This is a genomic window from Paenibacillus jepli (assembly GCF_047238105.1).
Classification (GTDB): Bacteria; Bacillota; Bacilli; order Paenibacillales; family Paenibacillaceae; genus Paenibacillus_D.
This window is the reverse complement of sequence record NZ_JBDFMD010000001.1, coordinates 3,807,526-3,820,515: the sequence shown is the minus strand read 5'-3', so window position 1 is coordinate 3,820,515 and position 12,990 is coordinate 3,807,526. Positions and strand designations below refer to the sequence as shown.

Sequence of the window (12,990 nt, the reverse complement as noted above, 5' to 3'; positions counted from 1 at the left end):
AAGCTGGTTTATCCACTGTTCGTTCGCCCCTTTATTTTGGTGTTAGTTTTTCATGTCAGTTTAATTAACGTAAATTGATTATATTACGGATGAGGAAGATTATCTTTGTGATGAAAACATAGTCATTTTCTTTTCAATTTGTAGTTTGTCTATATATATGACATATACATTACGCAAATTAGTCAAAAAAATATTGATTTTCTTGTGCGGAAACGACCTTCCTTACCTCTGTAGCACCGAAGCCCTGCTCACAGGCAGCTGAACTGCAACAGTTCCTTGCGCAGGGGAGGCGCAAGCAAGCGCCATTTCGGCGCTTCGAGCGGCCAGGCGGCGCAGGGCGGGGCTGCGTTCACGTGTTGTCCGTCGCGCCCCTCCTCTCTGAACACGAATTTTCATATTCATTCGACGCAAATGACGCAAATGACGCCAATAAGCTCGAAATATCAAGCTCATTCCGAGATATTTTTGATTTTCCTTGAAATAAGGTTGATATTTCATGTTCATCAGCATGTTACGCCGGTCCAACAAAAAAAACGGAACAAGCGAGCCGGCAGCCGACTCGCTTCTCGTATCGCTATTGTTCCGTGAGGGCCGAGAGCACGAATAGATCTCTTGGCCGAGGCGACCTGGGCGCGGACAGGACCTAGCTCGGCCGCGGCGACCGGGTGGCGGGCAATGCCATTGCCGGCTGCGGCCACCTGGGCGCGGGCCGTGCTCGCCGCCGGCGCTCAGCGCAATCTCCAGCCTGTCAGCTAAGACGCAATGACTCCCTTGCCGACTGCCACGCGACCGGGCTCGGCGTTCTCCCTTTACGGATGTCAAGCGCCGAGCCCGCCTTCAGGATCAGACTCGAGCTTGTTCGCTGGCACCACATCGCGGAAGTCGTCCATGGAATAATGGTGCTGATACACCAGGTCGCGCACATCCAGGATCAGATCCTCATGAACTGTGCGGCTCAATGCTCTCAGTCCCTCATATAGCCGATCGACATGCGCTTGCGGATACGCCTGAGGCTTGAAGTAGGCCAGTGTAATGTGCGGCGTGTAGCGCTTGCCGAGCGGGCAGACCCGCTCGATACGACGGAACAGCTCCACCAACAGGCTCTCATCCGGCGTATCGGCGGGAGCGAGCTTCAGACTGACCACATCGTTGCCTGCGGTGCTTGCGCCGAGCATGCGCAGACGCAGTCGCTTGTCGCCATGCAGCGCCCGGATCTCCCGCAGCTCTGCAATCACCGCTTCCTCGCGTGCTATGATGTCCCGCTGGATAGCCGAGTTGGTGCCGCCCGGCACATTGTAAGGGTTGCTGAGCGCATGGATCGTGAAGTGAAACGTATCCGGACCTACCGGCACCAGCATCCCCGGCACCAGAGCCAGTACCTCCTGCTGCATCGCGCGACAGCGCGCCTTGTCCCGCTCCGACAGCTTGATGACCGTGGTTGCGCCATAGAAGTCATTCATCGTGCCGTCCGGGTTGATCTTCTTGTGCAGCCCTTCCGATATGAGCCACCCCTCCTGCCTGCGGCCCAGTTCCGCTGCATAGTTGGCGGCGCAATCCGCCATGACATTTGTTTGATGCATCCTTGGTCATCCTTTCTAAGATGGGTATCGCTTCTTCAACCTTTGACGGCTCCGTCGGAGAGCCCGGCGACAAAATACTTCTGCAGCAGCAGAAACGCCGCCGTCACCGGCACGACTGCCAGCAGCGCCGCCGCCGACGCCGCATTGATATCGGAGGAGAACTCCGAGAAAAATCGGGCGATCGTCAGCGTCACGGTATGCTTCTCTGTACGCTGCAGGAAATATAATGCGAATTCGTAATCATTCCATACCTTAAGCCCTTTGACGATCAGTACCGCCGCCGTCACCGGCTTGAGCTGCGGCAGGATGATGCGGTAGAACACGCTGTAAATGCTGTAGCCGTCGATCATCGCCGCCTCGTCCAGCTCGCGCGGGATCGTCCGGATAAAGTTGGCGTACAGGAAGATGGCAAGCGGCACGTTGTAGGTGGTCAGCACCAGGATCATGCCCCAATACGTATTGATGGCATCCAGCCCGACCATGACACTGTACAGCGGCACGATAATGCTGAGCGAAGGAATCATCATGACCGCCAGCACCAGGTTGGTGATCCAGCGGCTCGCCCGTGAACGGACGCGCGCCAGCGGATAGGCCGACATGGCGCCGACGATGACGATCAGTGCCGCCGTGCAGGCGGTGAGCAGCAGCGAGTTGCCCGCCGCCCGCAGCAATCCCGACTCGTGCAGCGCTTTGGTGTAATGCTCCAGATGCAGGTATCCCGGCAGCAGCCAGCGCGAGCTGAGGTCGGAGGTCCGCTTGAGCGAGACGGTCAGCGCGATGTAGAGCGGGACCAGCGAGACTGCGGCAGCTCCCCAGCCGAGCAGGGCAAAGACGAGTTTTCTCATAGCTTAGTACTCCACTTCTCTCTTGATGAGGATCCGGTTTACCGCGATGGTGGCTAAGAGGATCAGCAGGAACAGCATGACGCCCAGGGCGGCGCTGTAGCCCGCGTTTTGATTGTCGAAGTACAGGTAGTTGATCATCGTCGAGAGGGAGTGCGAACGATAGCCGGGACCGCCTCCGGTCAGCGCAATGACAACATCGAAAATCTGCAGCCCGCCGATCAGCTTCAGGGTGACATTGGTAATGATCGCCGGCGCCAGCAGCGGCAGCGTCACCCGGCCGAAGGTCTGCATCCGGGAAGCGCCGTCGATCGACGCCGCCTCCGTATACATCCGCGGGATCGACTGCAAGCCGGCAAGATAGATAATCATCGCCTGACCGACGTACTGCAGCGAAGTCACGAACAGGATGATGTAGACCGCGCGGGTGCCGCTGGCCAGCCAGTCGACCGGCTCGCGGCCCATGGCCAGCAGTACATCGTTGAGCGCGCCGCCGTCATACTGCAGCATGAAGTACCACAGGTAGCCCATGATCAATCCTGATATCATGACCGGCAGATAGATGGCAGCCCGTGCCGCGTGGCGGCCGGCAAAGGCTGTGTTCAGCAGCACAGCAAGTCCGAGGCCCCATATATTTTGGAGAATGGTCGACCCCACGCCGTAGATCAGCGTGTTGACGAAGGCGGTATGGATCCGGCCGTCCGTCAAGAGCCGGCCATAATTGCGCCAGCCGACCTCATTGTATTGCTGGGAATAGCCGTTCCAGTCGGTCATCGAGATGCGAACACCCTGTATTAATGGGTAGATGATAAATACCGCGAACAGCAGCAGCACCGGAAGCAGCAGCAGGAAGGGGTGATGCCGCAGCCTTTGTCGCATGCCCGTCACTTAAGCTCCACTCTCCGCCTGGCGCAGCCGGTCGTAATCTTCTTTCATCGCCTGCGAGGCTTGCTGAGGATTCAGATCGCCGGAGAGCAGGCCGGGGCCAACCGCTTTGAGCGTATTCCACATGCCGCCCGGCAGATACTGCCGGTCAAAATGGTTCATCACCCGCGCCGACTCGAACTGAGCGAAAACGTCCTTCAGTTCACCTAATTCTACATCCACATCCTGAATCGCCGCCGGCAGCGAATAGGTCTCGGCTATGGCGCTCACATGCTCGGGGCGCGACAGAAACTCCAGGAACAGCAGTGCTTCTTCCTCATGCTGCGTATCTTTCCAGACGCCCACGGCGTCGCGTTCACCGCTGATCAGGAACGGCTCGCCGCTGCCTTCGCCGACGGGAATCCGCATCATCGATACGCGGGCATCCGGATTCAGCTTCAGTATCTCGTAGATCGACTGGTTGGACTGGAAGGCAAACGCCGCTTTGTTCTCCGCAAAGGCCTGATAGGTCGCTGCCTTGTCAGCTGTGATATAGTCCTTGTTCAGATAGCCGTTATCCCGCAGGTCCAGCAGGAACGAAGAAACCTTGTCAAACGCGCTCCACTCAAACGTGCCGTCGGTCAACTGTCCGGCAAAGCCCGCCTGCTCGTCGGCGATCAGCAGCGAAGCGGACAGCCGCCCCAGCAAGCCTGCCACGTCGGAGGTATCCTTGCCGCCGATATGGATCGGCGTATAGCCCGCTTGCTTGATCGTCTCGGCTGTCTCCAGAAACTGCGGCCAGGTGTGCGGCACGTCCAACTGCAGCTCCTCTAGCAGCGCGGCGTTGTAGATCATCCCGCTCAGATCGACGTCGAGCGGCAGCACGAACAGATTGCCCTGCTCATCGGAGATGATCGGCACGATCTCCTCTACCAGCGAGCCTGTCCAGCTCTGGTCGTTCAGCGGCCGGAGATATTCGCTGTACTTGCGCACCGACCAGCCGTGCGTCGTCCATAGATCAGGCAGATCGCCCGCCGCCATCTTGGCATTCATCAGCGCTTCGAAGTCCTTGGGCACTCCCGTTACTTCAACGGTGATATGCGGATACTCCTGATTGAACTGCTCGGCAATCGATTTGTAAGCTTCATTCGTACTGTCTTTGGCATTGGAAGAGAACGCAAGCTTCACCGGCTCTTGCGCTGCGGCAGGCGTCTCCGGTTGCTCGTCTGCGGTCGGAGCCGCTTCCGTCTGAGCGCTGCTGCTGGCGGGGGAGACAGTCTCCGGCTGCGCGCAGGCGGCAAGCATCGCCATCATGAACATGAGACAAGCAAGGATAGGGCCGACTCTGGTTTTCATTTCCTTTCACCATTCCCTTTTGTTTGTTATGGAGTGCATTCATCTATTTTGACACCGGTGTCAAAATGAACGGGATAAACGCCCTTGCGAACGCTTATCTTTGCCGGTGCTATTGTATGCTTTGGCGTATAATGAGCTCTGGATCGACCTCAATCGAAAGAATCGGCTCGTCCGTGCCTGCGACCAGATGATCGACCACAGTCAGCATCTCTGCGGCGAGCTGTCCGAAGTTCTGCCCCATCGTCGTAAGGGGCGGGTAGTAATAGGCCGAGCTCGGGATGTTGTCGAAGCCGATGACACCGACGTCACCCGGGATCGAGCGGCCGCTGCTGTAGACGGCATGATAGATCGCCAGCGCCTTCTCGTCGCCTGAGACGAAGAACACCTCCGGCAGCCGATCCTCGCGGATCCGCTCCTCCGCATACTGCTTGATGCGCTCGAAGTTGTTCATGCCGTAGACGATCTCCAGTCCTTCCTCCGGAATGCCATGCAGCCGGTAGGCTGCCTTGAGCGCCTCCTCGCGCTCGCGGTTGACCGCAAGCTGCCCGCCGAGCAGCAGACAGATCCGCGTGACGCCCCTCCCGAACAGGAACGCAGCCGCATCCAGCATACCTTTGCGGTTGTTGTTGGATACGGACAAGGGCACCGTCGGATGCTTCTCGAACGATACGAACGGAATCCCGCTCCTGCGTGCCATCTCGATCCGCTTGTCCTCGTCCTGGACGTAGAACAGCACCAGCACGTCGATATAGCCGCCGGACTGCTCCAGCATGGACTGGCTCAGCTCGCTGTCGTCATAGATCACCTCCTGGATGATCGTGTAAGGCCGGCCTTGCGCGGAACCGATCAGCTGCGCCATGAACATGTCGAACCATTGCGTAGTGTTTTGACCGCGGGCTTTGCGGATGGAGACGAGAATGTTGAACAGCTTCTTGCCGTTCAAGTTGCGGGCGTACATATTAGGTTTATAATTCGTCTCTGCGATCGCTTTTTCGATAGCCGCTTTAGTCGCCGGCTTCACATTGGGCTCCTGATTGATGACCCGGGACACCGTCTTGAACGAATACCCTGTCATAGTGGCGATATCGCGAATCGTCGGTTTCTTCTCCATACTGCTCCTTCCCTTATTGCCTGCAATGTTGATCACGCTGCTCCAGTCTGTCTGGCAGGTATGTCATCACACGATGACACCGTTGTCAGCAACTTCATTATAGCCAACCCGCTGAGTAAAGGCACGTGAAGCTTTTGTAAAAAGCATAATGACCCATGATGGCGACCCTGACAGTCAATATTGAAACAAAATAACCCCACAAATTTCATGACCTGGCTTCGATGCGTATTCAGGTACTGGGGGCCCCAGACAAAAACAAGCGAGCCGCTGATCGGCTCGCTCTTCTTATCGCGTATCAACTCACTGACTAACATAGAACAGCTCGACCTCAATATTGTCCCGGGTAGCCCGGGAATACGGACAGATCTCATCGGCTGCGGCGATCAGGTCGCGGGCGGTGCTCTCGTCGACACCGCTCAGGGCAATCTCCAACTTGACCGAGAGCACATAGTTGTCATCCTCGTCCTTGCCGATCGTCACATGGCCCGTGACGCGCGTGGCGTCGTACTTCACCTCGCGTTGCCTGCAGGCGACGTTGAGCGCGCTCTCGAAGCACGCCGCATAGCCCGCCGCGAACAGCTGCTCCGGGTTGGTCGCCTTCCCGCCTTGGCCGCCCAGCTCCTTGGGCATGCTCAGCGGAAGCTCCAGCACGCCGTCGCTGGAAGCCAGCCTGCCGTCGCGGCCGCCTTCTACCGTTACGGTTGCGGTATACATGGGATGCATGAACAGATTCCTCCTGCACTTTCAGGATCGGAGGCTGCAGACGTGCAGCTTCCATAATCAGACACTTCTGATTATGCCACATTCCCCAGCGATTCATACGTCCCTTGCTGCTTAGTCCGGCCGCGGCAGCGAGATGACCTCTCCAAGCCGGGCATAATCCGATCCCGCGAGCCGACTAACCGGATCCAACCGCGCGATATCGATACGCCCCTCATGATAGAGCTCGGCATCGATGTGGAAGCGGACGATCCGGCCGAGCAGCAGATCCGTCGTCGGCGTCTCACCCGCCACGCCGAGTGCAAGCGACTGCTCCAGCACACATTCCATCCGGATGCGCGCCTCGGCCAGCCCGGGTACGGCGACGACCTCGCTCGGGACGCTCGTCAGCCCGGCAAGCTCCACCTCACTGGCCTCCGGAGGCAGATTGGCCGCCGTCTGATTCATCTTCTCCAGATAGGAAGTGTCCGTCACATGGACGACGAATTCGCCGGCTGCCATCGCATGCCGCGCCGTATCCTTCGGCTCGCCCTGCCTGCGCTGGACAGACACGGACAGCATCGGCGGACGGCTGCTGACGATATTGAAATAACTGAACGGCGCCGCATTAAGCACACCTACCGGCGACAGGGTCGTGACCAGGGCGATCGGACGCGGGACGATGCTGCCGATCAGCAGTTTGTAATTGTCCCGGTCGCTCTGCCCGGCAGGATCTATAGATAACATGCGCTTCATAGGGTTGCCTCGCTTTCCGATAATTGGACTTCTTAGCCTCCACTATACCGCTGCGCCGTTCATCCTGCAACGACTCCCGCCGAACCTGCACCGTGCCGCAACATGAGCTGACATCCATCCATATCGCCGCGGCTTTAGCGTCTTGCAATCCATAAGGGAGTCGGCTAGCATCATAACTGTTCGGATATTACGTTAATGGCAAAGGAGTTGACCCATATGATTCGCCTGTTTCAGACCAACCGGATCCGGCAGATCGAAGAACTCGAAGGGTTGTGGGAGTTTGCAACGCTGGGAGAGCACGAAGATCCGGCCTCTGCAGACTACCGCTATCGCCTCCATGTCCCCGGCTGTTGGGAGGTCCATCCTGACCTCCTGACCTGCCAGGGCCGCGGCGTCTACCGCAGGAGGGTCGCCGTCAGCCACGGAGGCCCTGTGCGGTTCCTGTTCAAAGGCGTCAGCCATACGGCTGATGTCTACTGGAACGGACAGCACATCGCCCATCATTATAACGCCTACACTGCTTTCGAGGCGTTGATCGAACACGCTCCGCCCGGAGAGCACGAGCTAACGGTCGTCGCCGATAACAGCTTCCACGAAGACTCCGCCCTGCATATCGCCAATGACTACCACTCGTACGGCGGCATCATCCGGCCCGTGGTGATGGAGCAGCTGCATGATGTGCTGATCGAGCGGATCCACTTCACGCCAGTCGAACGCAACGGCCAGTGGCACGGCGATATCCGCGTAGTCGTCCGCAGTCTCTCTGAGGAGCCGCAGCCGATCCGGCTGGCAGGACAGCTTGCCGGCGAGCAGTTGATTTTTGACCACGCGACGCTCGCTCCACGAGAGATCCGCACCCTGCAGTGCCGCACCCGCTTCCATCAGGTGGACGCCTGGGACTGCGACTCGCCGGCACTCTATCTGCTTGCTGTACAGCTGTACAACGACGGCGACGAACCGACCGATGACCTGATCGAACGGGTCGGCTTCCGCACCGTGACGACAGCGCGCGAGCGCATCCAGGTGAATGGGCGGGATGTCGTGCTCAAGGGCTTCAACCGGCATGAAGACCACCCTATGGTCGGCCCCTCCCTGCCTGTCCCGCTGATGATAAGCGATCTGGAGCTGATCCGCGACATGGGCGGCAATACCGTACGGACAAGCCACTACCCCAACGATGAGCGATTCCTCGATCTGTGCGACGAGCTGGGCTTCTATGTGTGGGAGGAGAATCACGCCCGGGGGCTCACCCTTGCACAGATGCAGCATCCCCGGTTTGACGCCCAGTGCGAGCAGGTCAACCGGGAGATGGTCGAGCAGCATGTCAATCACCCGTCGATCATCATCTGGGGCATCCTTAACGAGTGTGCCAGCGATACGGAGGAAGGCAGAGTGAAATACAAGCAGCAGCTGGAGCAGATTCGCGCTATGGATGCCAGCCGTCCGCTGACCTTCGCGAGCCATCACCGGAGCAGAGAGCTCTGCTTTGATCTGGTGGATATCGTCTCGTTCAATCTCTACCCCGGCTGGTATGGCGACGAGGATCCCGGCGAGCTGTGCGATCAGGCGCGGGGCTGGGCGGATGCCGCAGGGGGCGCGGGCAAGCCGATGATCATGAGCGAATTTGGCGGCGATGGCTACTACGGCCACCGCGACCCCGGACGCGCCCGCGGCACCGAGGAACGGCATGCCGACATCATCGCAGCCAACCTGAAGGCATATACGGAGCGCCCCTATCTCTCCGGCATGCTGATCTGGCAGTTCTGCGACTGCAGAGTGACCGAGTCGACCGGCTGGCTGTTGAACCGGGCGATGACGCAGAACAGCAAGGGCATCGTCGACCGCTACCGGAGACCGAAGCTGGCGTATCACGAGGTCAAGAAATACTTCACCGGGGTAGATCAGACCTGATGCTTCCTGCAGTCGTCCGCTAGATTGTAGCTGGCTTCACCTTCCGCTGCCGGGAGGTGAAGCTTCTTGACGTTCGTCCGGACCGCGAACTCAGCCCAGCCGCCGGCCCGTGGCTGCAGCAACCGCCAGCCGCTGCCACAGGCTGTTCGCATAGGCCGGATAGATCCATCCAGAGGAGCGGATGCTGGCACTCGACTGCAAGAGATGACGGTAGGCCGTCTGCGGCCTGGAGGCCAGCCAGGCGCCCAGCGCCTCCGTTCGGGCTGCCAGCCAGGTGCGCGGCGTCGGCTCGCGCCTACCGATCGCCAGCACCGCGCCTGCGTCATCGGCGTCATAGCTGACCACTGTCCAGCCCAGCAGCCCGGCTGCTGCCCGCAAGGGCACGTACATGGCCCCTTGCCTCATGTGGAGCTCTTCCCACACCCGCATCTCAGTGGTGCCGTCCGGACGTTCCAACGTGACGCTGCGTGTCTCGGGGTTCATCACATAGGTGATCCCTTCGTAATCCAGATAAGCCAGCCGCCGCTTGTCATCCCACCGCACACCCGCTCCCAGCTGCGCGGCCAGGAAGCGCAGCGGCACCGTCACCCGCCCCTGCTCCACAGTGTAATCGCCAGGCTGCAGCACCGCTTGCTGCTCGCCGATCCTTACGGTCAGCGTCTGGGCCGGACGATGGCGCGCTGCCGCCGCTTCCGTCCGGGCCGACTTCACCTGGGCGGCGAATCGCTCCTCCGCGCTGCCAGTCCGGGTGCCGCTCGCCCCTGCCCCCGATCCGCCGTGATCGCCGCCCGCACCCGCCAGCGTCTCGGTCGCCTGCCGCTGCAATGCTCCGCCGATCAGCGCCAGCGCAGCCTGGTGGGAGGTTGCGCTGTAGCTGCGTGCATGGCGAGGCGGGGCCAGCCGATACTGAACCGGCTTCACGGTGCCGTCATAAGCGGCAAAGCGGTAGCCTTTGGCCTTGTAGTAGCCGATGATCTCGGGGAGCGCCTTGACCGTCTCGCCATGCCCGCTACTATCATGCATCAGGACGTGGACCTCATGCTGGAGCGCACTCTCCTTGACGCTGCGTATGATATCGGCCGCCGGCACATTGCGTTTGCGGGAGTCGCCGCTGTCGACATTCCAGTCATGGACGAGATAGCCGGCCCGTTCCAGATAATAATAATAGAAGGCGTCGAAGTGGCCATGCGTCCCGCCAGGCGCACGCAGCAGCTTCGGCTCGCTGCCAGTCAGCGAAGCCAGGATGCTGCCCGTGCGTTCAACTTGCTCCCAGAATCCTTGGAAGCTGCCGTACAACTCCTCATATTTATGATTATAGGTATGATTGCCCAAAGCATGTCCTTCGCGTACGATCCGCTGCACGACCTCTCCCCGCTTCTCGGCCTGAGCGCCAAGCACGAAGAAGGTGGCCGGCACTTGCTCCTGCTGGAGGATATCCAGCACCTGCGGCGTCCACTCGCTGGGCCCATCGTCGAAGGAGAGGTAGACCGTCGGCTGGTCAGGCCGGGCAAAAGCCGAATCCGGAAAAACGGGTACGCGCTCCCCTCGCTGCAAGGCCGCGAACGTCCCTGCCTGCTCGCTCGAAACGGCCTGTCCGGCAGCAGAAGCAGCGGACGCAGCAGCCGCGAGTCCGCACCACAGGACCAGGAGCAGTACGGCGATCATCATGATCATCGCGGCAACGGGAGCGCCAGACAACGGGAGTCCGGCCGAGCCGGGAGCCGCGATGCGCAGCCTGCCTCTTTCCATTGCCTGTCCATCCACAGACCCTTCCACCAGATGCAGGCGATTCCACCTGCTGTTACCGCTAGCTTCTCTCATCCAGGCAGCACGCATCACGAACAACCTCCCATATCGTCTCTAGTATTCATAATTAATAGAGGATATGAGAGGCTGCGAGAAAGTATGACAAGCCACTCTATTATACGTCCGCATGTTTTTTGATATGGTAGAATGATTCCAAGGGGGTGCGCCTCGTGGCATGCAAACTGATCGATGTCCGCAACCGCGGCAAGGCAATATGCGAACCCGGCTGGAACTGGCAGCCCGGAGCGCTGCAGGATTATGATCTGTGGTACGCCATGCAGGGAAGCGGCGTGATGAGGATCAACAGCGACGTCTTCCCTATCCGCAAGGGAGCTTGTTTTCTCGTGCATCCTGGCGACACGCCAACAGCGGAGCAGGATCCGGATGACCGGCTGACGGTCATCTATATCCATTTCCAACTCTCGCCCTGCACCGGAGACTCCGAAGATGACTCGATGGGGAAGCTGATGCGGGAGCGTGTGGTGTATTTCAACGAGGTATACGAACCTGAACGGCTGCTGCACCAGCTCCTGGACACCTCGCAGCATCCCGACGAATGGTCATCGGCGGAGTTTGATTGTATCGGCAAACAACTGCTCATCCACAGACAGCGCTGCCTGGAGCAGCAGCTCGCATCGCCGGGCAGCACGCTTACCACGAAGCAGCGCCAGGCGGTCAGGCAGGTCATGCGCACGATTCAGGAAGAGGGGTGGCATGGCCGGCCCTATGACGAGCTTGCCGATATGGTAGGCCTGTCTCATGCCTATCTGGCCAAGCTGTTCAAGGGGTATACGGGCCGTTCGATGAAAGAGTACATGACCGAGATGCGGCTGGAGCGGGCCAAGCATCTGCTCAGCGAGTCCTCCATGAACGTATCGCAGGTCGCCGATGCGCTGGGCTATTCGTCGGTCTATTTGTTCAGCAAACAATTCAAGCGCTACACCGGAATGCCGCCGTCTGCCTTTCAGATGCATCACGCCAAAGCGCGGCCGCATTAATCTGAGCTTCCGGAATACATTATCCGTTTGAGTATAAATAATCGCGCGTAACGGTCATGTCATCGTCACCCGGCAGGTGGTACGCTGGATACAGATTCATTAACTTCTGATCTGGAGCGTGATGCCGCATGACCGCAGATGACAAGACCTTGTATGCTTACAAAAATGAAGAAGAGCTGAGTCTGGCAAACCGAATCGCAACGGAGCTGTACCGGTATGATCAGATCGAGCAGAACCGGATCGCTAGTCTGAAGGATATTACAGAGGAGCATGTCCAGCAATTCTGGTCGCAGGGATATCTGGTCGTCGAGGAAGCGATCTCCCCCGAAGAAGTAAAGCAGGCGTTGGATGCGATTATGGATATCCTGTCGGGTGTCTCCACAGGCTCCAAGATCCAATTCGTCAAACCGCGAAGCGAGCTCCACACGCTGGAAGAAATCGAATATGCGGCGCGCAAAATTCACGGTTACCTCGATCACGAACCGCGGCTGCGGGCCATCGCCCACCGCCCTTGCGTGCTGCAGACGATGCGCATGCTGTTCGGTGAGGATGCCAAGGTAGCGCAGGACCAGGCGATTTTGAAACCGCCAACAGGCGGCGCCGAGAAGCCGTGGCACCAGGATATGGCCTACGGCCCGCTGGCCTACGACAAAGCGGTGATCGGCATGTGGTTTGCGCTGGATGCCGCCGAGCTCGACAACGGCTGTATGCATATCATCCCTTATTCTCACCGTGAAGGCGGCTCCCCCCACTTCGCCGAGCGGGACTGGCAGTTATGCGACCGATCGGTCCTTGTCGAGCGCGACGTCGCCGTTCCGCTGAAGCCCGGCGGCGTGCTGATCTTCCACGGCCTGCTGCACCACGGGACCCCGCCGAACTTCTCGGCGAAGCGCCGCCGTTCCATCCAGCTCCACTACGCGCCGGAGTCGGCCAGCAAGCTGACGCCGGGGGAGTACAAGCGGATGTTCACGAGCGAGCTGACCAACGCGGAATGCTAAGCAAAAACGACTTCGTCTTGTATTTTGAATGCAAAAGAGGCGTCCCCATCTTCGGTTGATGATGGGGAC

12 protein-coding genes are annotated in these 12,990 nt (G+C 59.2%); 3 read left to right on the top strand and 9 right to left on the bottom strand.

Annotated elements, in window-relative coordinates; genetic code table 11:
* Window positions 1-222: 222 nt before the first annotated feature.
* The 8 genes from ABC336_RS16740 to ABC336_RS16705 form a co-directional block, all read right to left on the bottom strand.
* On the bottom strand, window positions 223-510 hold the full coding sequence (locus ABC336_RS16740) for a hypothetical protein (RefSeq protein WP_413239714.1): 288 nt from the start codon (window positions 508-510) through the stop codon (window positions 223-225).
* 308 nt (window positions 511-818) lie between these two features.
* On the bottom strand, window positions 819-1,580 hold the full coding sequence (locus ABC336_RS16735) for a hypothetical protein (RefSeq protein WP_413239713.1): 762 nt from the start codon (window positions 1,578-1,580) through the stop codon (window positions 819-821).
* 35 nt (window positions 1,581-1,615) lie between these two features.
* A complete protein-coding gene (locus ABC336_RS16730) occupies window positions 1,616-2,425 on the bottom strand; it encodes a carbohydrate ABC transporter permease (RefSeq protein WP_413239712.1) in 810 nt (269 codons plus the stop codon).
* Between the two features lie 3 nt (window positions 2,426-2,428).
* Complete coding sequence (locus ABC336_RS16725) at window positions 2,429-3,301, bottom strand: carbohydrate ABC transporter permease (protein WP_413239711.1); 873 nt, start codon at window positions 3,299-3,301, stop codon at window positions 2,429-2,431.
* 9 nt (window positions 3,302-3,310) lie between these two features.
* A complete protein-coding gene (locus ABC336_RS16720; protein WP_413239710.1) occupies window positions 3,311-4,642 on the bottom strand; it encodes an ABC transporter substrate-binding protein in 1,332 nt (443 codons plus the stop codon).
* Window positions 4,643-4,751: 109 nt separating this feature from the next.
* A complete protein-coding gene (locus ABC336_RS16715; protein ID WP_413239709.1) occupies window positions 4,752-5,753 on the bottom strand; it encodes a LacI family DNA-binding transcriptional regulator in 1,002 nt (333 codons plus the stop codon).
* Window positions 5,754-6,053: 300 nt separating this feature from the next.
* Entirely contained in the window at window positions 6,054-6,476 is a 423-nt protein-coding gene (locus tag ABC336_RS16710) for an organic hydroperoxide resistance protein (protein ID WP_413239708.1), read from the bottom strand.
* Between the two features lie 111 nt (window positions 6,477-6,587).
* On the bottom strand, window positions 6,588-7,199 hold the full coding sequence (locus ABC336_RS16705) for a flavin reductase family protein (RefSeq protein ID WP_413242540.1): 612 nt from the start codon (window positions 7,197-7,199) through the stop codon (window positions 6,588-6,590).
* A gap of 225 nt (window positions 7,200-7,424) precedes the next feature.
* On the opposite strand from ABC336_RS16705, the gene ABC336_RS16700 reads away from it, so the two are divergent.
* Window positions 7,425-9,119: a glycoside hydrolase family 2 protein gene (locus ABC336_RS16700; RefSeq protein ID WP_413239707.1), complete on the top strand. Its 1,695-nt coding sequence runs from the start codon at window positions 7,425-7,427 to the stop codon at window positions 9,117-9,119.
* A gap of 90 nt (window positions 9,120-9,209) precedes the next feature.
* Here the strand turns inward: ABC336_RS16700 and ABC336_RS16695 are convergent, their stop codons facing one another.
* Complete coding sequence (locus ABC336_RS16695; RefSeq protein WP_413239706.1) at window positions 9,210-10,955, bottom strand: polysaccharide deacetylase family protein; 1,746 nt, start codon at window positions 10,953-10,955, stop codon at window positions 9,210-9,212.
* A gap of 140 nt (window positions 10,956-11,095) precedes the next feature.
* Between ABC336_RS16695 and ABC336_RS16690 the strand changes: the two genes are divergently transcribed.
* Window positions 11,096-11,923 carry an AraC family transcriptional regulator gene (locus tag ABC336_RS16690; RefSeq protein ID WP_413239705.1) on the top strand — a complete coding sequence of 276 codons (828 nt, stop codon included), beginning with the start codon at window positions 11,096-11,098 and terminating at the stop codon, window positions 11,921-11,923.
* A 128-nt stretch (window positions 11,924-12,051) separates the two neighbouring features.
* A complete protein-coding gene (locus tag ABC336_RS16685; RefSeq protein ID WP_413239704.1) occupies window positions 12,052-12,921 on the top strand; it encodes a phytanoyl-CoA dioxygenase family protein in 870 nt (289 codons plus the stop codon).
* Window positions 12,922-12,990 lie beyond the last annotated feature (69 nt).